The sequence below is a fragment of the Acaryochloris marina MBIC11017 genome, assembly GCF_000018105.1.
GTDB classification, from domain to species: Bacteria; Cyanobacteriota; Cyanobacteriia; order Thermosynechococcales; family Thermosynechococcaceae; genus Acaryochloris; species Acaryochloris marina.
The window spans coordinates 4,851,589-4,873,267 of sequence record NC_009925.1 but is presented as its reverse complement, the minus strand read 5'-3'; the positions used below and the strand labels follow the sequence as shown (position 1 = coordinate 4,873,267).

Annotated in this window: 19 protein-coding genes; 7 read left to right on the top strand and 12 right to left on the bottom strand. The window is 44.7% G+C overall.

Going from position 1 to position 21,679, the window contains the following annotated elements:
• Positions 1-61: 61 nt before the first annotated feature.
• The 5 genes from AM1_RS21930 to AM1_RS21910 all read right to left on the bottom strand — a co-directional run bounded on the left by AM1_RS21930 (position 62) and on the right by AM1_RS21910 (position 6,401).
• Positions 62-1,195, bottom strand: a complete 1,134-nt coding sequence (locus AM1_RS21930; protein WP_012165085.1) for a glycosyltransferase — start codon at positions 1,193-1,195, stop codon at positions 62-64.
• Positions 1,192-2,553, bottom strand: coding sequence for a hypothetical protein (locus AM1_RS21925; RefSeq protein WP_012165084.1), 1,362 nt, complete (start codon positions 2,551-2,553; stop codon positions 1,192-1,194). The genes AM1_RS21930 and AM1_RS21925 overlap by 4 nt, the downstream gene beginning before the upstream one ends.
• Positions 2,550-3,665 (bottom strand): glycosyltransferase, encoded by a 1,116-nt coding sequence (locus AM1_RS21920; protein WP_012165083.1) that lies wholly within the window; start codon positions 3,663-3,665, stop codon positions 2,550-2,552. The genes AM1_RS21925 and AM1_RS21920 overlap by 4 nt, the downstream gene beginning before the upstream one ends.
• A gap of 117 nt (positions 3,666-3,782) precedes the next feature.
• On the bottom strand, positions 3,783-5,168 hold the full coding sequence (murJ, locus tag AM1_RS21915) for a murein biosynthesis integral membrane protein MurJ (RefSeq protein ID WP_012165082.1): 1,386 nt from the start codon (positions 5,166-5,168) through the stop codon (positions 3,783-3,785).
• A gap of 72 nt (positions 5,169-5,240) precedes the next feature.
• The gene (locus tag AM1_RS21910; protein ID WP_238549296.1) at positions 5,241-6,401 is read right to left on the bottom strand and encodes a DUF4832 domain-containing protein; all 1,161 of its coding nucleotides are present in this window, start codon (positions 6,399-6,401) and stop codon (positions 5,241-5,243) included.
• A 309-nt stretch (positions 6,402-6,710) separates the two neighbouring features.
• Here AM1_RS21910 and AM1_RS21900 point away from each other — a divergent pair, with 309 nt between their 5' ends.
• Positions 6,711-7,877, top strand: coding sequence for a glycosyltransferase family 4 protein (locus AM1_RS21900; protein WP_012165079.1), 1,167 nt, complete (start codon positions 6,711-6,713; stop codon positions 7,875-7,877).
• 37 nt (positions 7,878-7,914) lie between these two features.
• On the opposite strand, the gene AM1_RS21895 is transcribed toward AM1_RS21900, so the two are convergent.
• Positions 7,915-8,901 (bottom strand): methyltransferase domain-containing protein, encoded by a 987-nt coding sequence (locus AM1_RS21895; RefSeq protein ID WP_012165078.1) that lies wholly within the window; start codon positions 8,899-8,901, stop codon positions 7,915-7,917.
• Between the two features lie 186 nt (positions 8,902-9,087).
• Complete coding sequence (locus AM1_RS21890) at positions 9,088-9,627, bottom strand: GGDEF domain-containing protein (protein ID WP_012165077.1); 540 nt, start codon at positions 9,625-9,627, stop codon at positions 9,088-9,090.
• Positions 9,628-9,874: 247 nt separating this feature from the next.
• On the opposite strand from AM1_RS21890, the gene pds reads away from it, so the two are divergent.
• The 3 genes from pds to AM1_RS21875 all read left to right on the top strand — a co-directional run bounded on the left by pds (position 9,875) and on the right by AM1_RS21875 (position 13,222).
• The gene (gene pds, locus AM1_RS21885; protein WP_012165076.1) at positions 9,875-11,317 is read left to right on the top strand and encodes a 15-cis-phytoene desaturase; all 1,443 of its coding nucleotides are present in this window, start codon (positions 9,875-9,877) and stop codon (positions 11,315-11,317) included.
• Positions 11,301-12,242 (top strand): phytoene synthase, encoded by a 942-nt coding sequence (locus tag AM1_RS21880; protein ID WP_012165075.1) that lies wholly within the window; start codon positions 11,301-11,303, stop codon positions 12,240-12,242. The genes pds and AM1_RS21880 overlap by 17 nt, the downstream gene beginning before the upstream one ends.
• Positions 12,243-12,346: 104 nt before the next feature.
• Positions 12,347-13,222 carry a 6-pyruvoyl trahydropterin synthase family protein gene (locus AM1_RS21875; protein ID WP_012165074.1) on the top strand — a complete coding sequence of 292 codons (876 nt, stop codon included), beginning with the start codon at positions 12,347-12,349 and terminating at the stop codon, positions 13,220-13,222.
• Positions 13,223-13,258: 36 nt separating this feature from the next.
• Here AM1_RS21875 and AM1_RS21870 read toward each other — a convergent pair whose 3' ends face one another.
• The gene (locus AM1_RS21870; RefSeq protein WP_012165073.1) at positions 13,259-14,890 is read right to left on the bottom strand and encodes a cyclic peptide export ABC transporter; all 1,632 of its coding nucleotides are present in this window, start codon (positions 14,888-14,890) and stop codon (positions 13,259-13,261) included.
• A 248-nt stretch (positions 14,891-15,138) separates the two neighbouring features.
• Positions 15,139-17,298 (bottom strand): ATP-binding protein, encoded by a 2,160-nt coding sequence (locus AM1_RS21865; RefSeq protein WP_063710532.1) that lies wholly within the window; start codon positions 17,296-17,298, stop codon positions 15,139-15,141.
• A 290-nt stretch (positions 17,299-17,588) separates the two neighbouring features.
• Here AM1_RS21865 and cutA point away from each other — a divergent pair, with 290 nt between their 5' ends.
• Together cutA and AM1_RS21855 are read left to right on the top strand one after the other, a co-directional pair.
• Entirely contained in the window at positions 17,589-17,909 is a 321-nt protein-coding gene (cutA, locus tag AM1_RS21860; protein ID WP_012165071.1) for a divalent-cation tolerance protein CutA, read from the top strand.
• A gap of 21 nt (positions 17,910-17,930) precedes the next feature.
• Positions 17,931-18,263, top strand: coding sequence for a DUF565 domain-containing protein (locus tag AM1_RS21855; protein ID WP_010480766.1), 333 nt, complete (start codon positions 17,931-17,933; stop codon positions 18,261-18,263).
• A gap of 12 nt (positions 18,264-18,275) precedes the next feature.
• On the opposite strand, the gene AM1_RS21850 is transcribed toward AM1_RS21855, so the two are convergent.
• Positions 18,276-19,175: an SDR family oxidoreductase gene (locus AM1_RS21850; protein ID WP_012165070.1), complete on the bottom strand. Its 900-nt coding sequence runs from the start codon at positions 19,173-19,175 to the stop codon at positions 18,276-18,278.
• Positions 19,169-20,167, bottom strand: a complete 999-nt coding sequence (ahr, locus tag AM1_RS21845; protein WP_012165069.1) for an NADPH-dependent aldehyde reductase Ahr — start codon at positions 20,165-20,167, stop codon at positions 19,169-19,171. Before ahr ends, AM1_RS21850 begins: the two co-directional genes overlap by 7 nt.
• 165 nt (positions 20,168-20,332) lie before the next feature.
• Between ahr and AM1_RS21840 the strand changes: the two genes are divergently transcribed.
• The gene (locus tag AM1_RS21840) at positions 20,333-20,935 is read left to right on the top strand and encodes an FxLYD domain-containing protein (protein ID WP_238549038.1); all 603 of its coding nucleotides are present in this window, start codon (positions 20,333-20,335) and stop codon (positions 20,933-20,935) included.
• Positions 20,936-21,061: 126 nt separating this feature from the next.
• Here AM1_RS21840 and AM1_RS21835 read toward each other — a convergent pair whose 3' ends face one another.
• A complete protein-coding gene (locus AM1_RS21835; RefSeq protein WP_012165066.1) occupies positions 21,062-21,556 on the bottom strand; it encodes a hypothetical protein in 495 nt (164 codons plus the stop codon).
• Positions 21,557-21,679 lie beyond the last annotated feature (123 nt).

Below are 21,679 nucleotides of genomic sequence, written 5' to 3'. Positions count from 1 at the left end.
GCCAGGCGTAAATTTTCTATGAGGTCTTCAATCTTGAGAGATTTTGGCCATAGGTATACTCTCAGCTTACATACATGCCCTCATACTGTTTCACAATTGACTCTAATGAAAAAGAGTCAAGAATTCTTTGTCTGGCGGCTTTTCCCATCAGAAATCTCTGCTCGGGAGTTCGTGTGATTAATGTACTCCAAGAATTCGCTAGGGATTCAGGATCTTTAGTTGGTACCACTATCCCCGTATCCCCAACTAGAAAAGCTGAGTCTCCAACATCTGTTACCACACAGGTCACTTGGCAAGACATCGCTTCACCAACGACTAATGGAAAAGCCTCCCCATATGCAGAAGCAGAGGTCAATATATCTAAGGCTGCGAAAATATTTGGCATGTCTATTCGCTTGCCAAGCAAATGAACATGCTGTTGAAGTCTTGCTGTTTTGACTAATTCAGTTAAGGTTGTGTTGGATTCATCTACTCCATCCCCCACAAGGACAAAATGGACGTTAGGAAATTTTGGGACAAGTAGCGCTGCAGCCGTAAGAAAATTATGATGATCCTTCATAGGATGGTATCGGGCAGCGATACCAATCACAGTCTCTGCTTCTGTTAAGTTAAGTTCATTTCTAAAAGCGTTCCTTTTTTCAGCAGAAGGGACAAATAGCGAAGTATCAAAGCCGTTGGGTATAACACAACTTTTTTGAGTCGCATATCCTAGTTTTTCATGCTGCTCTTGACTCGTTTTGGAAACATAAGCTATTTCTCTGGTAAACGAAGAAAGTAAGGTTCCCATTCTGATCAAGAGTCGAGTGAGTAATTTCTCAGCTGAGAGTTCATTTATTGAGTGGTGGATACTCCATATTACTGGAGGTGAGTGAGAACAGAATAAAGAGGCAAAACAGCTAGCAATATTGCCATGGTACATCCACCCTTGGATGATATCTGGCTGATGTTTTTTGATAATTGAAACTAATTTAGAAAAGTGAGTTATATTGGGAAGTCTTTGTTGCATCCCTAATGCATATATGGGGATTTCTAATTCTTGAAATTGATTATTGAAATCAGAGGTACTCATTAAAGAAATAACAATTGGCCTAAAAAGTGAGCGATCTATTTTGGACAAGATATTATAGAGTATGACTTGCGCTCCATTTCTATCAAAGTTTGTGATTATAAATAATATCGTTTTTGTGTTCTTCACTTATCTGACCTCATTCTTGCAATTGAATATTTATCAGATATAAATAAATTACTTGATAATACAATCAGAAAGAAACATGAAATAAAAAACCAAAAATGTGTTTGTAGTAATATTTTGGGATCTGCATATATCGTATAGTCTGACCAAACTAATGCAGAGTAGACATATATATATTGCATCCAATGAATTTCAAGTGAATGATTATAAGTGACTTGCTGGATAAATCTCCCTATCCATCCGTAGGATAAACTAAAAATAATTAATCCTGGCCAAGACATACTATATAAACATGAAGAGATAAAGCCAGACGGAATTTCATATTTATCCGTATTAACTAAGAAATTTGTATTGTAATAAGAGACAGTTGGTGGTGCTTCATAAATCCGATCAGGAAGAAAGGATGCTAATCCATAGAACCAGTCACTCAACAGCCTGAGTTCATAGGTGGAGTTTGTAGCTGCAAATATTGAGAAAAATGGAGCACTGAATTCATCCAGTACGTTAGATGGGTCGCTTTCTGACTGTATATTTGCATCAACACTATTCTGAAAATTATCCGTAACAGCATCAATACCATCTGAAAGGTAGATTAAACTCCCAAATATTTCTTTCCCGTAAGAAGAAATGATTGCCAGTAATGTAATAAAGAATATTACAACACCCAAGGAGTGTTTACCTTTTCTGATGGAATATACCAAATAGAATGTGAGTAAATATCTTAGAACATTTGCGCGGGTTGCAATTAGGAAAAAAGAAAGCAGAGAAATAGAAATTGAAAATATAAATATAATCAACAATTGAATACTTCTTCCCTTTGACTTATCATTGAATAGGATAGAAGATATCAAGAAAGATCCCATAAAAGATAGCAAGAAGAATCTCTTAACTAAAGAGAATTGAGGTGTTTCAATAACGGTAGAACGGAGTAAAGATGCATTAGAAATTGCATTGATAAGTCCACCATTTTGAACGCTATAGACTACGATCGAGGAAAAAGATATTAACAATAAAATTAGTGCATAGGTGAAAACAAAATGCCCACTATTTTTTTCTTTGATATAAATTCTATTGGCAGAATTAGTCGCAGAGTCTAAATGGAATCCTATGGCAACAAAAAAATAAGTCAAAAAAATCAGTAAAGGGACTTGAAAACTATTAAGGTTAATCGTCGTTCCTTTGAGGATAGATGTATTTAGGTTGCTGTGCTCTGAAAGAAGTAAGAATATGCCTGGCAAAGGAAATGCCAAGCAGAAAAGAACATTAAAAAAACTTAGGAAATCAATTAAAGTCTGTTTATCCCTGATGAGTTCAAATATAACAATGAAAATGACTAGCCCAAGATAAGCTAATAGGATCATAGAGTTGATTGTTTCAAGGGTTCGTTAATGCCAATAACTGATAGATATTGAGTGATTGCACGCTCGACTGAAAAGTAATTAGCTCTTTCAATCAGACGTTCACAATCTATGGGGGTTTCTAAGACGTTCTGCATGGCTTTGGCGAGGGCATTCGCATCACCGACAGGCACTAATTGGCCATATTTGCCATTTTCCAAGATTTCTTTTGGTCCATGGGGGCAATTAGTGGAAATAACTGGAGTGCCACATGCCATTGCTTCAATCAGAACATTCCCTAATCCTTCCCATCGAGACGATAGGATAAATGCTGCTGCTTTACTCATATATGCGAACGGATTCTGCACAAAACCCGGCATAAGCACATCTTGGGCAATATCGAGGGTGGAAATAAGGTATTCAATGTGTGGTCTCAGTTCCCCTTCACCTAAAATCATGAGCCGGGAGGGAATTTTTTTTCTGACAATTGCAAATGCATTGATGGCGGTATCGAAATCTTTTTGTGCAGTCAATCTACCGACTGCCAAAAATACAGGAGGGGATCCAATTTCTAACCATTGATGTTGTATGGGTTGCTCCGCCATTAAACCTAAGGTCTTATCTACAACTGGGTTGTATATCGTTTGAATGCACCCTGCCTTCAAGTTTAATGATTTTTCTAAGTCTCTTGACGCTGCTTGAGAAACACCAATAATTGTGTCAGCTTGGGGATATAGCAGTTTCATGAAGAATGGAAATAATTTAGCCCGGAATAATTTTGACTGAGTGGCAGATAGGGTATTGTGCTCCACTAAGATTAGAGACGTATCTACCCTGGACAATTTTTTGGCTATGATGGCTGCAAGATTAGCCCGGCTCATGTGGGAGATGAGTACAGATGGCTTAGAGCTTTGTAAATACTTAACTAAAGGTATTACAGCTTTTAAAGCTCTGGTTTGCTGGAGATCGACAATATTAACTTCGGAATTAATCTGATTAAAATATTCACCTTCTGAATTGACTAGTACTAAATCAATCGGTATACCTCTTTCAATAAAGCCATTGGCTAAGGCAATAACTACTTTCTCGGCACCTCCACCGTGAAGAGTTGGCAGAAAAAAAGCTAAATGTTTCATGACTTTACATGTGGAATATTAGTTGTGCAGGTCGGTTCGCTTATGGATTATTTTATCTAATAATTATTTAAATCTATAAGTTTATTCTTAGTATAAAAATTCCACTAGATGCTTGCCTCAATGGTTCGCAGCATTTAAATTATTGGCTTCTTGACTCGTGTACTTGTTGATTTTTAGGAAGAGAAAAAAGAAAGAAAATACATAGACAATACTAGTTGAAAGTGCTATTCCTTTGATTCCTATCATATTGATAAATATATAATTAAGGATTATATTTATGATGAGATCTAAACCGGAAACCCATAAGAGAAGATGATTTTGCTTGATCGAACTGGCTAGACGAATTAAAAATAGATTTCCGATATAAAATGGAATTTGCAGAGAGTATAAAGATTGTATTTGGCTAACAATTTTAGTGTCTTTTTCAACAAAAGAACCTCTCTGAAAAATAAATTGAACAATTGGCTCTGAAAAGAGAATTGTTAGTATAGTTAAGGAGATGCCAATGAGGACAATTAAGCCTAGGTTTTGTCTAAACGTTTGCCTGATTTTTATCCAGTCTCCATTGGCATACATTTTTGAGCAATACGGTATGATTGAAGCTGTTAAACCACTGGTAAAAAGCCCCATGGGAGCAGCAATTACTTTATTCCCATAGTTTAGTGAGGCCACACTCCCAGGGGATAGCATTGCTGCCATCGCTTGATCAATTGGAACGGCACTGCAAAGCAAAACAGCTCCAGATAAGACCAAGAGATATTGCTTAAAAATATGGGTTAAATTGTCGTCCCACCCCTGCCATTTGGGGATGAGTGGAATCCCTTTTCTACTGAGTGTGAGTCCTATTGCTAGTATCTCTAAGATCATCCCAGCACATAATCCAACTGCTAAAGTATAAACACCCCATGAATGAACCTGTATAAGGAGAATAATGGTCACAATGGGTGTAAAGATTGGTGCAACACCAGCTACAGTAAAATTTTCTTCCGCATTCAATACTGCTCGCCAATTACAAATGATTCCGTCTAGGAGAATGATAGGAGAAATGATACACAGTATTCTAAACGTTAAAGCTAGTTTCTGTTCATCAAAGCCTGCTGCAAGAAGTGGCAAATATAAATGAGCAAAACCTAACATCAATATTGATAGTAGGCTTAGTATTATAAGAACACAGACCATCAAATTGGAGAATAGCTTATTTGCTGCAGATATTCCTCTAGTTTCTCTAAGCTGTATATAGGTAGGAATAAGGGCAGAGTTAAAAGAAGATGCGACAACATTGCTGAGTAGAGATGGAACGACCAAAGCAATCAGAAAGGCATCTAACTCATCTCTGGTGCCAAAACGCCAAGCCACAACAAGATCTTTAATAAATGAAGCAATTTTGACACCTACTGTCAGCATCACTACAATCAGTGTGGCACTGAAAATCTGGTTATTTAGGGAGCTATTCTTTATTTTTTTTAGGGAAGAAAATAGTTTCTGTGGTTTACTTTGCTCCATCTACCTTTCCTAAATATTTCTGAGGTTAATCAGAAGTTAAATAAAGTGTTTTTTAAAGCTCTTGAATGCGATTTACTTGCTTCGAATGATTAGATTCATTTGTAGTGAATTGAATCCATCATCTTCTTCCCAAGTGCCTTTATTTGCTAGTCTGATCGAATACTCTGGCCGATGCGATAATTCCTTCGATGGATCTGGAAGGTTCAAAAATACTTCATATGTCCCCGATGGTAAGGTACTGGGAGTTTTGGCAATGATATTGATAGTGGTCTTTTGCCCAGGCATCCAAAATTGAGGATTTTCTTCTGTAAGTAGAGTATAGTTCCGTCTTGTTGATTTGTGGCGAAGAATAATTTCTAACTTTCGAGGATTATAGGCAGTAGCCCAGCCCTCATTTATGACTGAAAGGTTTAAGGCAAACGGTTCACCAGCGGCAATTTTGTTGGACATTTCTGCATTGAGTAAGCGAAACCGATAACCGAGGCGACGCTTGATATTGGCCATACAGCCTTGAGTCACCCAGTCGGCCAATATACTTTTCCCATCTGAAGGAAAGCCATTTAATGTACTCCAGCGCATGTAGGCTAGCTCTTTTTGTGCATTGGGACAGTCATCATAAGGGCTAGGATTGCAGACTTCCCCACCCTGTACTAGATATCGGTTATCTGAGTTCAAAAATGCCTTTTGCTGGTTAATAATCTTCGGATCGGTGTGGCTATACGTACCCCAATCGTCGATTCCAGCTAGAAAGCAATCATTATGTGCTCCGGTTCTAGCTCTACCGCTTCTATTGAAGGCTTCGCTCTCAGAGAGCGGTCGTTGTTGGTTAAAAATATCACCTTTGTAATAGGAATATCTTAGAGCGACCATTCGTTGGGGAGGCAGAACGGATAGTAATTTTTGTAATATTTTTCTTCTTGCTTGAGGGTTAGTTCGTAGTCCATTAGTTGATCGATTCCATTCCCCCCAGTATCCAATAAATCCTGCTTCTAGATAAGCAATAGCGTCATAATTGTTTTTCAGTATTGGCTCTAACTGATCCAAATGAAAACTTATTCTCTTTACTGAGGTGTCTTCCCCTCCTCCCAGCCAATTGTAGGCAAATCTGATGATTAGCTTTATCCCGGCCTTTCGGGCTGTTGCAAGATCCGTAGATACTTTATCTAGGAATGATTGCGATAAAGGTTGTGTTCTAAACTCAGAGATGAGATAGATTCTTCGCGCTAATGTTATGTTTTGGGTTCTTAACTTTTGCAGCTCATGTAGCTTAAGGGAAGGGCGAAGTTGAGTTCCCCAAGGGCTATATGGAAAAAAAAACCGCGTTCTGGATTGGGGAAGTCTTCGTTGCTCTTTTCATATTGTCGAGATTGTGTGCTGGTTATTTCAGCAGCAATGGTTCTATTGGTACTAGCATTAAAGTATGCTGATAAAAAAATACAGCTCCATAGTAGTGAAATAGCTTTTTGTATCTTTTTTCGCATCAGTCCTTTGCCCATTTTTTAAAAGTCTACTTGAGTAAGAAGAGGGGTAAACAAAGAAGGAATGAAAGTTTTACATGTTTGCGCTTTGGGAGCCACGGCGGAAACGTTGTTATTGCCTCAAATTGATTACTTGCGATCGCAACATCTTACGGTTGATATTGCTTGCTCCCCCGATAGTGCCGTCGATCGTCTACAGGCCCAGGGGTATACGGTTCACCCGATTCAAATTGATCGTAAGATTTCGCCCCTGTTAAACTTCAAGACTATACAGGGTCTGATTCAGTTGATGCGATCGCAAGCTTACGATCTAGTCCATGTTCATACCCCGATTGCTGCGGTGTTGGGACGTATTGCAGCAAAGCTGGCTGGGGTGCCCACAATTGTGTATACCTCCCACGGTCTGCCGTTTCATCAATTGACTCCACCTCTGCAATACCAGATGTATTTTGCGATTGAGTATGGATGTGCAAAAATCACCAACTTAATTCTGTCCCAAAACCATGAAGATATAGAGACGGCTGCCCAAAAGAAGTTGTGCCCTGAATCGAAACTGGTCTACCTCGGTAATGGAGTTGATATTGATCGATTTAGTCGCAGTGTTTTAGATTCAGATCACCAATCTCGTTTGCGAGATGAGTTAGGAATTCCAGCCTCTGCCAAACTGATTGTCGGTACAGTTGGGCGATTAACCCGAACCAAAGGCAGTGGCTATTTAATTGAAGCGGCAGCACAGTTAGTAGAGGAATTTCCCCAACTGCATATTTTAGTGGTGGGTGGGGAACTCAAGTCTGATCCAGAACCCTATTACCACCAGCTGTCTGAAAAAATTGAACAGCTGAACCTCAAGTCCCATGTCACGTTTACTGGGGATCGAACGGATATTCCCGAAATGCTAGGGTTAATGGATATTTTTGTCCTGGCAACTTTTGCCCATGAGGGATTACCCCGTTCCATTCTGGAAGCGATGGCTATGAGTGTGCCCGTGGTGACAACGGATATTCGGGGGTGTCGGGAGGCTGTTCTTCCAGGCCAAACCGGAGAAATCGTACCGTCCCAAACAAGTACGCCTTTGGCCAACGCTCTACGGCCCTTGTTGGCAGATCCAGACTTAAGAACAGCCTATGGAGCCGCGGGGCGACAGAGAGTAGAAGCCGAATACGACGAAAATGTGGTGTTCAAACGTCTATTCTCCTTCTATCAGGATTTAGGCATTGCTTCAGCTACCTGACAGAGGTAGGGCAAAATTGTCCGAACTCAAACCTACTTTATACCTGAGCAATTTCGTTGACCGTGCCTGCATGGGAGTTCATCGCAGTATTGGCTCGTTGGGCTCGAAACATGCCAAAGCGACAGAGTCCAGCACCAAAGGCCAACCGCATCAACAAAATTGTCGGGACTTCTCGCAAAGATTTCAATAAGCCAGAAAAACCAAACTTTACTAAGCCAGCCGGACGGGCTACGCCCTGCCAAATGGAATCTAACCAAGACGGTAGGGTCTCTTTCGTCCAATCAGAGGTGATCACATTGCCATCGACAAACCCCGTGGCGGCCAGTTCTTCAGAAAAGCCTTCAATACTGGCAAAGGTAGGGTGGGACCATTGATCTAGAAGCTGGCGCATCACAGGCCGTTCCCAAAAGTTCAGGGGTTTCTGCCGATCGTCGCGCTGGTTCCAATCTGCAAGCACTAATATACCGCCAGGCTTCAGGACTCTCATCAGCTCTTTGGCAAATACGGCTTTGTCCGGCATATGGGGGCCTGCTTCGACAGACCAGACCACATCAAAGCTGGCATCTGGATAGGACAAGGCCATGGCATCATCCACTTTGAACTGAGCATCTACCCCGTCTGGGGTTAACTCTCTAGCCCGCTCAACTTGCTTCGGACTGATGGTTACCCCAGTGACAGAAAAGCCATAATCTTTAGCTAAAACTCGGCTACTGCCACCAAAGCCACAGCCCACATCTAAAAGGGTTGTCCCTGCTGGGAATTTATCCAAGCCTCCCCAGGCCACCATCTCATGGACAAAATCATATTTTGCTTTCAAGAAGTTTTTACGGTGGGGAGGAGAGCCATAGTGCCCTAGATGAATATGCTCGCCCCAATAAAACTCTAAAATGCCGTCTTCCGTCCACTGATCGTAGGAGTTGGCAACGGAATCAGCAGAGTTATAGCTACGGGCAGTGAGCAGATAAACTGCAATACCAACGATAATCAGGACGAGAAGAGCAACTAGGACGATAGAAACGTTCATTTAATGGGACTGGGTGAAAAGCTTAAGTCGCTCTTAAATATAACAAGATCTTGACTTGGGAAAGTGGGTTAGAAGGACGAGCTGACACTTACTGCCATGCAGCTAAGCCTTGATATTACTGACTTTTACCAACACTCATTGACTGATCATCCACAAATAATTGCTTAGCAAAGTCTTGAACAGAATCTAAAGTGGCAGGGAAGTCACTACTTCTCGCTTCCCTTGAATGTACCAGGCCTGATATATCGCTTCTTTTATCCATGCGTAGCTGTTTCCATGATCTGGATAAAGAGCGACGCCGCAAGAAACGGTCAATGGAATACTCTGAATCCGAGAACTTGGCTTATCTTTGATCAAATAAAAATACTTTCCCGCTGGGTAATGAGCAAACTGTGCCTTAATCGCCTTACTCAGTTTAAATGCAAAATCTAGCAACTGATTGATGGGTAAGTATTCCATCAGAATGGTGAACTCATCCCCTGCGGATCGAAAAATATGACATTGTTCAGGAGCCATTCTTTGCAGGGTCTGAGCTAAGTCTCTGAGGACTGCATCGCTTTCCTGATAGCCATAACATGCAGTAAAAACTCGAAATGTGTCGATGTCCAAGATGGTGATGCCGCATTGCGGTTGCTGAATGAGATGGTCGGGAATCAAGTCAGGTAGCATTAGTCCAGTTAGGGCATCTGTTGCGTTCCCTACTTTAGTTTTTTCATTCGACGACATCCAGAAATTCCTATGTCTTTGGGTTTTCGATCCTACACTCAAACTCTTGGGGTTCCGGTAACGAATTAATTATGATATAGCTGCTAATTTTCAGAGCTTGATAACAGGTTGATTGAAGAAAGTTTTATATTTTTTTCAGATTTTCTGAATTGTTACAGTTTGCAAAGGTATAATTAGGGCTGTGAGCCACCACTTGGCAGGTCGGTGGTTAATAAAAGACGCTGTAATCCAAGGGACATAACAATTCATGCGAGTTGCGATCGCAGGTGGAGGTCTGGCAGGTCTCTCCTGTGCCAAATATTTAGTTGACCAAGGGCATACTCCCATCGTTTTAGAACGGGCCTCTGTCTTGGGGGGCTTAGTGGCCGCCTGGAAAGATGAAGACGGAGACTGGGTAGAAACAGGTCTGCACGCTTTCTTTGGGGCTTATCCCAATATGCTCCAGCTACTTAAGGAGCTGGATATTGAAGATCGGCTGCAGTGGAAAAAGCATGCCTTGATTTTCAATCAGCCGGAAAAGCCGGGAGTCTTATCACGGTTTGATGTGCCGGACCTACCGTCCCCCATCAACGTGATAATTTCCATCCTCCGCAACAACGATATGTTGACTTGGGAGCAAAAGATCCGATTTGCGATCGGGTTGCTGCCGGCGATTGTTCGGGGACAGGAATACGTTGAAGATATGGATCGTTACTCCTTGCTGGAATGGCTGGAAAAGCAGGGCATCGACGACCGGGTTAATTCCGATATTTTTATTGCCGCTTCCAAAGCCCTAACCTTTATTAACCCGGATGAAGTCTCAGCCACCATTCCCCTAACGGCTCTCAATCGATTTTTACAAGAGCGTTATGGCTCCAAGATTGCCTTTTTGGATGGTGCGCCACCGGAGCGGCTCTGTCAGCCCATCGTCGATTATGTGACGGAACGGGGGGGCGAAGTCCTAGTCAATGCTCCTCTGAAAAAGATTGTCCTCAACGAAGATGGCAGTGTGAATCATTTCTTGATGAAAGGATCTACTGAGTCGGAAGAGTATACCATCACTGCTGATGCTTATGTCTCGGCCATGTCCGTAGACGCCATGAAGCTGATGATGCCCGATGAGTGGAAAGCTCAACCCTATTTCCAACAGCTCCAGGAGTTGGAAGGGGTGCCCGTAATCAGCATTCAGCTCTGGTTTGACCGCAAGCTCAGCGATGTTGACCACTTACTCTTCTCTCGGTCACCCTTGTTAAGCGTCTACGCGGATATGAGTAATGCTTGCCGCGAATATTCTGATCCAGACAAGTCGATGTTGGAACTAGTTTTAGCCCCAGCAGAAGACTGGATCAGCCGATCAGAGGAAGATATTATTGAGGCCACTCTGGCGGAACTCGCTAAACTTTTCCCGGATGAAATTCCCGATCAGGCCAAACTTCTGAAAGCCCGAGTGGTAAAAACGCCCCGCTCAGTTTACAAGGCGATTCCAGGTCGGCAACAGTTCCGTCCAGTACAAACAACGCCCATTTCCAACTTCTTTTTGTCTGGAAGTTACACTATGCAACGTTATCTGGGCAGTATGGAGGGGGCGGTGCTTTCTGGTAAGCTGACAGCACAAGCCATTAACAGTGCCAAAGCTCTTTCATCCTCAAATAACGCTTCCGTAACGTCCAAGCCAGTTTCCCAGTCAATCCCGAATGCTGCAACTGCCTGAAACTCCAAGACCCACAAAAAAACTGGCGTCTCTTGAAGACTCCTACGAGCAATGTCGGCAAGTAACCGCCGATTATGCCAAGACCTTTTATCTGGGCACTCAGCTGATGTCGCCCGAAAAGCGGCAAGGCGTTTGGGCTATTTATGTCTGGTGTCGGCTGACGGATGAATTAGTAGATGGTCCCCAAGCGGCGTTTACCACCTCTGAGACGCTAGATAAGTGGGAAGAACAGCTTGAATCTGTGTTCGCAGGCCATCCTGTGGATGACCCAGATGTAGCCCTTGTGGACACCGTAGAACGCTTTGGCCTCGATATCCAACCGTTCCGGGATATGATTGCCGGACAGCGAATGGATTTAGTTCGCGATCGCTATGAAACCTTTGAAGACTTGCACCTCTACTGCTACCGGGTTGCCGGGACGGTGGGTCTAATGTCGGCCCAGATTATGGGAGTGGAACGCTTTTGCGATCGCTTACAGGCTCCCTGGAGTCCCCCTAGAGTTCTTAACAATCCCGTCAATACCATTAACAAGGCCGTTGATTTAGGCATTGCCAATCAGCTTACTAATATTCTCCGGGACGTGGGTGAAGATGCTCGTCGAGGGCGGATCTACCTCCCCCTAGAGGATTTAGCTGCCTTTGACTACACCGAAGCAGACTTATTCAATGGCGTCATCGACGATCGCTGGCGAGCCTTTATGAAGTTCCAAATCCGTCGGGCGCGCAAATATTTTGCTCAGGCGGAGTCAGGAATTGGCACCCTGCAAAAGGATGCTCGCTGGCCCGTATGGTCGGCTCTGGTGCTCTACCGCCAAATTCTGGATGTGATTGAGCAGAACCAATATGATGTCTTTACCCGTCGGGCCTACGTTCCTAGTCGACGGAAGCTGATGTCCTTACCTCTGGCTTGGCTTAAATCCTTGTAAGCTTCTGGCTTAACCCAGAGAACCTGAGCCATAGGTTAAAATTTTAAGAAATGTTATCGCCGTGTCTCCAACGAAGAGCGGCTGTTGCTACGGTTTGCCTTGTTATGAAATGTCTTATCCACCGACGCGCTGAGTTTTCTGCCAGCCATCGGTATTGGTTACCTGAGCTATCTAAATCAGAAAATCAGGAAAAATTTGGACAATGTACACGTTCCCCGGGCCATGGCCATAACTATGAATTGTTTGTCTCCATGTGGGGCGAACTCGATCAATATGGGATGGTTTTAAATCTCTCAAACGTCAAGCAAGTGATTAAGCGGGAGGTTACTGCCCCCCTTAATTTTTCCTATCTGAATGAGGTATGGCCTGAGTTTAAGGAAACCCTACCCACTACGGAGCATCTGGCACGGGTGATCTGGCAGCGGTTAGAACCCCACTTGCCAATCGTAAACATTCAACTTTTTGAACATCCCAAACTGTGGGCCGACTACAAAGGAGCTGGCATGGAAGCCTATTTAACTGTTGGAAGTCATTTTAGTGCTGCGCATCGATTAGCACTTCCCGAACTGAGTTTTGAAGAAAACTGCGAAATCTATGGCAAATGCGCTCGACCTCATGGTCATGGCCATAACTACCACCTAGAAGTGACCGTTAAAGGTGAGGTGGATGCCCGGACAGGCATGATTGTGGATTTAGTCGCTCTCCAAAGCCTGGTCGACGATGTGGTCCTAGACCCCCTTGACCATACCTTCTTGAATAAAGACATTCCCTACTTTGAAAAGGTCGTTCCTACGGCTGAAAATATTGCATTCTATATCGCCAAACTCCTGCGAGAGCCGATCCTCAAAATTGGGGCAGAACTTCATCGCATCAAGCTGATTGAAAGTCCGAATAATTCCTGCGAAGTGCTGTGCTCTGACTTATTTGATACAGCGCCAATGCTCTCTGGTCGAATGGGGGAACCTGCATTAGTGGGCTAATTTTCGGACATTAAGTCCCTGCTAGTCGAGATTGCCTTACCACTGTTCACCAGCCAAATACTCATCAGATTCCATTCGACCATAATCGAGCTTGATAATCCGGTCTGCTAGGTGGAAGAAATGGTCATCATGGCTGATCACGAGTATGGTCTTGCCTCGCTGCTTGAGTTCAGCTAATAGCTGCGTGTAAAAGATCTCCCGAAAAATCGGATCTTGGTCCGCAGCCCATTCATCAAACAGGTAGATGGATCGATTTTCTAGATAGGCAGACAACAGGGCTAACCGTTTTCGCTGGCCTTGAGAGAGTCCCGTGGTCGATAGCTGTCCATCCTGTACAGTGACTTTTTGCTCCAGCTCTAACTTGCGCAAATAGGCCCGAGCTTGGGCATCTAGGGTAGAGAACTCCTCGCTGATTAATCGTTCAAACAGATAATAGTCCGCAAAAACCGTCGAAAAAAGCTGCCGATACCACTCACGATTAGTATCTACAATTGGCTCAGCATCCAAACGGATCTCTCCTGACTCAGGGGTGTATAAACCGGTAATCAACTTTGCCAAAGTAGATTTGCCACTGCCATTGCCCCCGACAATAAAGACCAGCTCTCCTGAATTAATCGTCAGGTCAATCGGCCCCACCCTAAACTGATGATCTGCCCCTGGATCTTGATAGGTATGGACAACCCCTGCTAATTTCAACTGGTTCCAATCCTTGGGAGTGGGTTTGGTTACAACCGTTTCTACCTCAGCATGTTCAGCCAGCTTCAATCCCATACGGTTGACTTTTTGAATGGAGACATTGGCACTGGCTAGATTGGGCAAGCGCTGGATAATATTTCCCAAAGGTCCCATCAGGTAAGACAGAGTGAGGATATAGGCAGGTAAAACGGCCTGAGTGGAAGGTAAAGCCTCGGGGACACCAAACAGCAGTACCCCCAGCAGTAGAAAGAATAGGAACTGGCCACCGCCACTAGATAATGCCGCAAACTTAAAGGCATTTTTTTGGTATTGACGGGATTTAGCCGCACTGACAGATAGATCTTCGGCAAAAAAAGTCTGCCTGCGGACAGAATGCAGCTTCAGTTCTTTGAGACCATCGGTGATGCTGCGAAAATGGGTGAACAGTTGGTCATCTTCTTGGCGGGCCAGATTTAAATAGCGATAGGCAAAGTTGAGCAACAGCTGGACCAAGGGAATCGCAACGACCATAAAGGCCACCACAATCAGAAAGACCCAAATCGATAACCAACCCAGATAGATCAAGCATCCACCCACGACCGCAAGGTCAATACACAAGAATGGAATCACAAAAACGGTATTAGAAATGGCCTGCACGTCTTGGGTTAAGACAGCAAACAGTCGGCTGGGACCTAGCTGTTCTAACTGTCGTAGGGAAGATGCAAGTATTCGCTGACTCAAACGCAGGCGTAATTGATAGACAGAATTTTGGGCCAGATCAACCAGTAGAAACTGAGACAGACTCCCGGTCACAAAGGCCAAAATAGACAACCCGGCAAAGGAGATAAGCAGTGACTGGGTCGCATTCTGGCTAATGGCAGAATTAACCAAAGCAATCAGCCGGGCACTGCAAACCCCACTGGTAATCCCAGTCAGAATCGCTAGGGTCGCACTGATCCAAGATGCTTTAATCAGAAGCCAGATAATCTGCATGGATGCCTTTTGTGAAGTGCGATGGAATTAAGGCTTAAGCATGAACATAAAATCCCTGCGTCCGCGATCAAATTGAAAACGGAATTTGAGAGGGATTTATCATACTGATCCTAGGGAAAGATTTACTATCCGGTATTTTGAAATATTTATCTTAGCCAAAAAATATGAGATTGATCCTTACACGCGTCATGATTTGCCAGCTTCATTACTAAAGGGCTAGGAACGTGTAGTGAAGAACGCCTGTTTTTTTAATCTGTTGGGTTACTCGCACCCGATAGAGCCAGTTTCTCTTCTAACTGAGTGCTTAGCATCTCTGCAATTTCTTCGACCATAAATAACTGGGTCAATTCCAAAATGGGTTGAGCGAAAGGAGTATAAATCGGATCTGATTCCACTAACCCATTCAGTTTTTCCTTTAGACGAAATACGTCACCGTATTGGGATAAAGCGAATAGCTCTTCGAGGACTTGAGTCGAGGGTAGGATGATCTCAGTTGGGACCGTCTCAGATGCAAGAGGTCGTTCCCCCTCCTCATAGAGCCAGCTGATGTTTAATTGTTCAGTGATCATTTGAAAGAGTAAGCTGGCCTCAATCGGTTTGGCTAAAAAGGCATCTCCACCTTGATCCAAGGCCATCTGCTGATCTGACCGGGATACTGAAGCGGAAGAGACAATCACTTTCGTTGCTTTAAAGTCCTCGTCTTCACGAATATGCTGCAGAAACTCAAAACCATCCATGATGGGCATGGCGAGATCGGTGATGATTAAATCAGGGCGGTGTCGGCGGATTTGCTCTAACCCAACTTGACCGTCTTCTGCTTCGATTACAGTAAATCCAAGGGGCTCAAGCAGATTGAGCAAAACAGCTCGATTCTCCCAACGGTCATCTACAACCAGAAGGGTAAGGGGAATCTCGCCCTGTCGGTTGTGGGGAGTTTGGTAGCCGATGATCCGCTGACTAAATCGGAAGGGCTGTCGCTTTTCCCCACTTTCGACCAGTGGGAAGTCTAGTATGAACCAGAATTCACTACCATCCCCCGGCTTGCTGTTGATATGAATCGTCCCCCCCATCAATTGCACAATGCGTTGGCTAATGGCGAGACCTAATCCAGTTCCTTCAGACTGTTTGTGATGATCTCCAACTTGTTCAAATGCCTCAAATAGTTTGTCTATATCTTCTTCAGCAATGCCCCTGCCTGTATCGATTACCTTGAACATGAGAGAAACCTGGCCATCACTCCCCTTGTGAACTTCAATCTGGAAGGTCACTGTCCCCGCATCGGTAAACTTAATCGCGTTGCCGATGAGATTGATCAGTACCTGAGAAAGCAATTTCTCGTCAGCCAATATTCCTTCAGGTAGCTGGCTAGGTTTATACAAAAACTGAAGTCCCTTCTGCGTAGCCTTGATTTGGCAGATATCCACGACCCTTTGTAAGAGGCTGGGCAAAGAGGTGGTGGTCGGGAAAAGCTCCAGTTTACCGGCTTCGATTTTGGCTAAGTCAAGGACATCGTTGATCAGTGACAATAGGTGGGAACCGCTATCTAATATGACACCTACCCCATTTTTATCTTCAGCGGATAGTGTTTTGGAACGGCTAAGAATTTGGGCGTAACCGAGGATGCCGTTGAGAGGCGTACGAAGTTCATGGCTCATGTTGGCTAGAAATTCGCTTTTAGCCTGGTTGGCACGATCCGCTTCCAGTTTTGCGGCTTGCAATTCAAACGTCCGTTCTTCAACCCGCTTTTCTAGGACTTCATTAAATTGAGTTAATTCCTGTTCTGCCTGTCTAAGGGCAATTAGATCCTGTTGGTTTTCATAGCCTTCTCGTCGCAGCCAAATAGAGAGATAAGACATCATCCCCACAAAGGGAAGGAAATAGAGCACATGACTGACAAACATCCGCCAAAAATGGGAGTCAGCAAACACATAAATGGGCCAACCTAATGTTTGGCCATAACCCAAGACGAAATGATGTAAGTAGATAAATACGGTAGCAGTAAGAATGGTGCGCCAGTCTCGATAATAGAGGAGAACCCCAATCAGTCCAAAGGCAGAAAAATGGGCTTCGGTCACACCTCCGTTCTGATGAATAATTAAAGCCGTGTAGATCATAAAGCCACAGGCCATATAGAGTCGCGTCCCTAACTCACCCGAATGGCGATGTTTTAGCCAAAGGGAGATGAGCAATGTCGGAACTCCAATCGCTAATGCTGCAGCTCCTGTATTGCGTAGGGGAGCAAGGGCAAAACAAACAAGGCATAAAAAGCCGTTCATGGCCACCATAATGCCATCAGCACGCACACGATACGACTGCAAAAGAAGGTCACAGTCTGCTTCGGATGCAAAGAGCGCAGGAATGACTTGGGCTCTGAATTTCCAGCGTTTCGGTAAGGACTCGTTGACCATATTCAAGGATGTGGTCTTAATCTAAGCTGCATATCCATTAAGGTGCCCCGGATGTACAGCTTGCCTGGCATCGTTAAATGTGGTGAATTATCAGTTTTGAGTAAAAAATAAGATTTTTGGCTCTCATTCCTTGAATTTTCTGTATAAACCTGGATTAACCCGAAATAAGAAATATTTAGAGTTAAGGTTGATGGCGCACCTACGAATCCTGGGTATTGATCTGCTTGCCATGCCAGATTAGACCCAATAGCCGATACACTATTGTTGAACCCAACTAGTGATTTTCGAGCATGGAAACAGACGCGATTGTGGTGATGGTAACTGCCTCTTCTGAAGATGAAGCGGTTGCGATCGCAGCGCTTCTCGTTCGGGATCACCTGGCGGCCTGTGTCAGTCTATTTCCCGTATCATCTATCTATACCTGGGATAACAAGGTGCAGAATGAGCCAGAATGGCAGTTGATGATCAAGACTCAACAGGATAAATTTGCGGATTTAGAAACGAAAGTGCGTGAATTACACACCTATGATGTACCAGAGATCATTGCTTTGCCCGTGACGGCAGGTTCGATGCCCTATCTCAACTGGATTTCCACCCAGGTTCAGTCATAACTGTTGCAGGGAGCATTTCTGATGCAGAATACCCGTCTCAATACCTTAGTCTCTGGTCTAGGTCAGCAACTCAAGCAGGAGTTGCGCAACCCTTGGCGGCGGATTTCAGTGTTGGTGATTGCGCTGCTGTTTGGGATTTATATTGGCGTATCCTTTGCTGCGATCGCAGGTCAGTTAGCCTACCTCGACATCACCGTCGCCGCCCTAGTCCTCCTGTTTACAGAAGTGGTGAACTGGATCTTTCATCGCAATCGCGGCAATGCTCGCAAAGCCCTCTGGGGAGAAGCTCTCAATACCTTCAAACTAGGACTGACTTACGGTTTATTTGTGATTGCCTTTATGTTGGGTAGTTAACCTGAATCCAATTCAAGATTGACCTAGCATCTGACGAAGCGCCTGGCCAAAAAGATTGGGGGCATAGCCCAGAGAATAGGCGAGAGAACTATCCAAAGAGACATCCGCAGGGCGAGGTGTAGACAGGGATACATCTGTCTGAGAACAGCCGGTTAATAGAGTAGGCGGATATCCTAAGCAATCTACTAACTGTTGTCCCATTTCAAATCTGGAGAGGCGTTCTTTGCCACCTAGATGAATATATCCTTCCCCCTTGGCGAGCGCCAGCAGAATGCCACGCGCCGCATCCAATCCACTCACAGGGGTTCGAAACTCATCCTCAAATAGCTGCAACGCTATGCCTGCCTCTAAATTCTGGATCATCGGTTGAATAAAACTGGCTGCATGGGGCGTCACACCAAACATCAAAGGCATACGAGCAATCACTGTGGAAGGGTAGCGTTCCACCATGCCTTGCTCTGCCTTTACCTTCTGTTCTCCATAGGTATTGATGGGGGAAACCAGATCAGATTCCTGATAGGGAGGATCTTGCCCATCAAAAACCAAATCGGTTGAGACAAACAGCAATGGAATTTGAGACTCCCCACATAAGTCAGCGAGGGTCCAGGACGCCTCTACATTGATGGCATGGGTCGATTGGGGCTCGGCTTGACAGACATGGGGACGTGCTTGGGCAGCAGCGTGAATGACCGCATCCGGCTGAACCGTTTGCAAAACCTGTTTGAGGCTAGCAAAATCCCGTAAATCAACCGTCACTACCGAGCATCCAGGGATCTCGACGGCATGGGAATAAGCGGTGCCAAAGACCTGCCAGCTGGATTGGGCAACCTGGCAGAGATACCACCCCAAAAAGCCACTGGCACCCGTTATTAACAGCTTAGGGGTTGGAGCGGAATCGTTAGAACTTAGCATTTCAGGGCCAAACGATAGGGAGGGTGCTGACTGCGTAACTTCTCTAACGCTTCATTGACTTGAGCGAGAGGAAAAACCTCAGTCTGAGGTGCAAGCCCATGGCGAGCTACAAAGTTCAGCATTTTAGTGATGGTGGCTGGACTCCCTACAGGGCTGCCTGAGATGGATCGCTGTCCCGCCAATAAGGGAAAGACAGGTAAAGACAGATCAGGAGCCACCCCAACCAAATGCAGTCGACCTTTAGGCCGAAGCGCATTGAGATAGATGGACCACTCTAAAGACACATTGACGGTGGAAATAATGTAATCACAGGAATTAGCGATTGCCTGCAATGCTGCTGGATCGCGAGTATTGACAAAATGGTGAGCGCCTAATCTGCGGGCTTCAGCTTCCTTGTCAGGTTGGGTGGATAACGCCGTCACTTCACATCCCCAGGCATTGAGAAACTGTAGGGCTAAATGGCCGAGTCCACCAATACCAATCACGGCCACTCGATCCGTGGGTTGGACGCCACATTGAATGATTGGCTGAAATACTGTAATGCCGGCACAGAAGAGGGGACCTGCAACCGCCGAATCAATGGACTCTGGAATGGGTACAATCCAACTCTGATCGGCCCGAACCTGATCGGCAAATCCACCGGGTCGGCCCACAATAGTGCCTTCAGCAGATAGACAGAGATGGTGATCGCCCCCCATGCACCACTCGCAATGCATACAGGAGGACGAATACCACCCCAATCCGACGCGCTGGCCCACCCGCAGGGTCGTCACCTCAGAGCCGATCTCAGCCACAATACCGACAATTTCATGGCCAGGTACAAAGGGATACTGGGTCATCCCCCATTCGTTTTTAATCATGCTGAGGTCGCTGTGGCAGATACCACAATACTCAACTTGGATATCCACCTGTTGGCGACCTAACGGTCCAGGATCATACTCAAAGGGCTGAAGGACTCCCCCCTGTTCAAAGGCCGCATAGGCGTTGACCATTCATTCATCCTCATGAAGCAGATGGGGTGATAATAATCTAAAAAATCTCACCACACTTGGCCTGTGGACTGTTTTAAGAATTGGCGAAATTCAAATCCTGCATTGCAAGATTTATGACTGATCACACGCATTCTAGTTTCCGTTCGTTAGGGTTGAAAAGGGGACTTGAATACACGCGATGAAAAGGCTAAGAGCGAAATGATAAACCGCAATTCTCCAACTCCACTGCTGAAAGCTCTGTTGAGCTTGCTAACGATGTTTCCCCTCGCATTACCCGCTGTTGCTCAGGCTGAACAGGATATTGTCATTATTGGTGAGACAGCGGAGCAAAAACAGCAATTTCAGTCCTATTGGCAGCAGTTAATCAATCTCAACCAAGCAGCGGAACGTGCTAGACCGAGATCGGCAGTTCAGCCTAAATATGCTGCCCGTGACGATCGAGACCTAAAGCTGCAGAAGATACTTCGTAACCTTAAGGTCGAAGATATTGACTTGGACTACATCATTCAGCTCAACGGATCATCTCATCTGTCTGGAATTCTCACCAATGAAAATGATCAGCCAGTGACCGTCATTGCAGTCAACTACGAAATTCTAGATAGACGGGGAAATCTGTTGCAAACCGGCAGTGCTCAACCCAAACCCAGCACCATTGGGCCAGGTCAATCCGTTACCTTTGCCGATACCTTGTGGACCATTGCTCCAGACGAAGCTTATGAAGTCCGATTGCTCGATCCAGCCTTTCAAGTTAGTCCTGATTTTAAATAGCTTGGAAGCTTGGACTGCCAATCTGGCTGCAGATTAGCAACGATGGCCCCTGAAGAAGAGATAAGAAAGGCTAGAAAATAGTTACAATTTCTAGCCCTTAACATTGATTACAAGTTTAATGAGACGCTAGCCTAGCTTGATGCCTGTGACAGACTTCAGCAGGTTGGTCAATTCGCCAACAACTTTGTCCTTGTTGGGCTCACCTTCACCTAGGCTTGCTTTGACGGTCTCAATACCATCTTGAATGGATTGGGCAGAGTCAGGCTTGATGCTGTCCTTGAGCGCAGGCCAAGCATCCTGTACTTTGGCAAATTCTGTTTTTGCAGTGTCAAAATCTCCAGATTTTGCAGCATCCAGGGTTGAGGTAACGCCATCCTTCATGGTGGAAACGTTATCTTTGAGGGCAACGAGGTCTGCACCTTTGTTAACGGTATCTGAAACAGTATCTTTAGCTTTTTCTGCGGTTTCAGTTGCGGTATCGGTTACCTTCTCGGTGGTTTCAGCAGCGGTTTCTTTGGCCTTGTCAGCCGTATCCTTAACCGCATCACCTGCTTCGCTACAAGCAGTCAGAGAAAGGGCACTTAAAAGTCCTATGATTAAGGCGGATTTGAGTCGGAGCATAATATTGTTTCTCTAAGCATTTATACTTTCCAGCTAATATTATCGAGAACATAGGAAATTTGCACAAGTCCATTTGGGACAGTTAATCAGATTGGTACCCAGGAAATAGCTGATTCTGAGCTA

What these genes read in the sequence shown, in the direction of transcription:
- AM1_RS21890 (WP_012165077.1), bottom strand. Translation starts at nt 9,627, where the DNA reads ATGTCGTCGAATGAAAAAACTAAAGTAGGGAACGCAACAGATGCCCTA.
- AM1_RS21870 (WP_012165073.1), bottom strand. Translation starts at nt 14,890, where the DNA reads ATGCAGATTATCTGGCTTCTGATTAAAGCATCTTGGATCAGTGCGACC.
- AM1_RS21925 (WP_012165084.1), bottom strand. Translation starts at nt 2,553, where the DNA reads ATGATCCTATTAGCTTATCTTGGGCTAGTCATTTTCATTGTTATATTT.
- AM1_RS21895 (WP_012165078.1), bottom strand. Translation starts at nt 8,901, where the DNA reads ATGAACGTTTCTATCGTCCTAGTTGCTCTTCTCGTCCTGATTATCGTT.
- AM1_RS21900 (WP_012165079.1), top strand. Translation starts at nt 6,711, where the DNA reads ATGAAAGTTTTACATGTTTGCGCTTTGGGAGCCACGGCGGAAACGTTG.
- AM1_RS21880 (WP_012165075.1), top strand. Translation starts at nt 11,301, where the DNA reads ATGCTGCAACTGCCTGAAACTCCAAGACCCACAAAAAAACTGGCGTCT.
- AM1_RS21920 (WP_012165083.1), bottom strand. Translation starts at nt 3,665, where the DNA reads ATGAAACATTTAGCTTTTTTTCTGCCAACTCTTCACGGTGGAGGTGCC.
- AM1_RS21875 (WP_012165074.1), top strand. Translation starts at nt 12,347, where the DNA reads ATGAAATGTCTTATCCACCGACGCGCTGAGTTTTCTGCCAGCCATCGG.
- AM1_RS21835 (WP_012165066.1), bottom strand. Translation starts at nt 21,556, where the DNA reads ATGCTCCGACTCAAATCCGCCTTAATCATAGGACTTTTAAGTGCCCTT.
- AM1_RS21865 (WP_063710532.1), bottom strand. Translation starts at nt 17,298, where the DNA reads ATGGTCAACGAGTCCTTACCGAAACGCTGGAAATTCAGAGCCCAAGTC.
- AM1_RS21855 (WP_010480766.1), top strand. Translation starts at nt 17,931, where the DNA reads ATGCAGAATACCCGTCTCAATACCTTAGTCTCTGGTCTAGGTCAGCAA.
- cutA (WP_012165071.1), top strand. Translation starts at nt 17,589, where the DNA reads ATGGAAACAGACGCGATTGTGGTGATGGTAACTGCCTCTTCTGAAGAT.
- ahr (WP_012165069.1), bottom strand. Translation starts at nt 20,167, where the DNA reads ATGGTCAACGCCTATGCGGCCTTTGAACAGGGGGGAGTCCTTCAGCCC.
- murJ (WP_012165082.1), bottom strand. Translation starts at nt 5,168, where the DNA reads ATGGAGCAAAGTAAACCACAGAAACTATTTTCTTCCCTAAAAAAAATA.
- AM1_RS21850 (WP_012165070.1), bottom strand. Translation starts at nt 19,175, where the DNA reads ATGCTAAGTTCTAACGATTCCGCTCCAACCCCTAAGCTGTTAATAACG.
- pds (WP_012165076.1), top strand. Translation starts at nt 9,875, where the DNA reads ATGCGAGTTGCGATCGCAGGTGGAGGTCTGGCAGGTCTCTCCTGTGCC.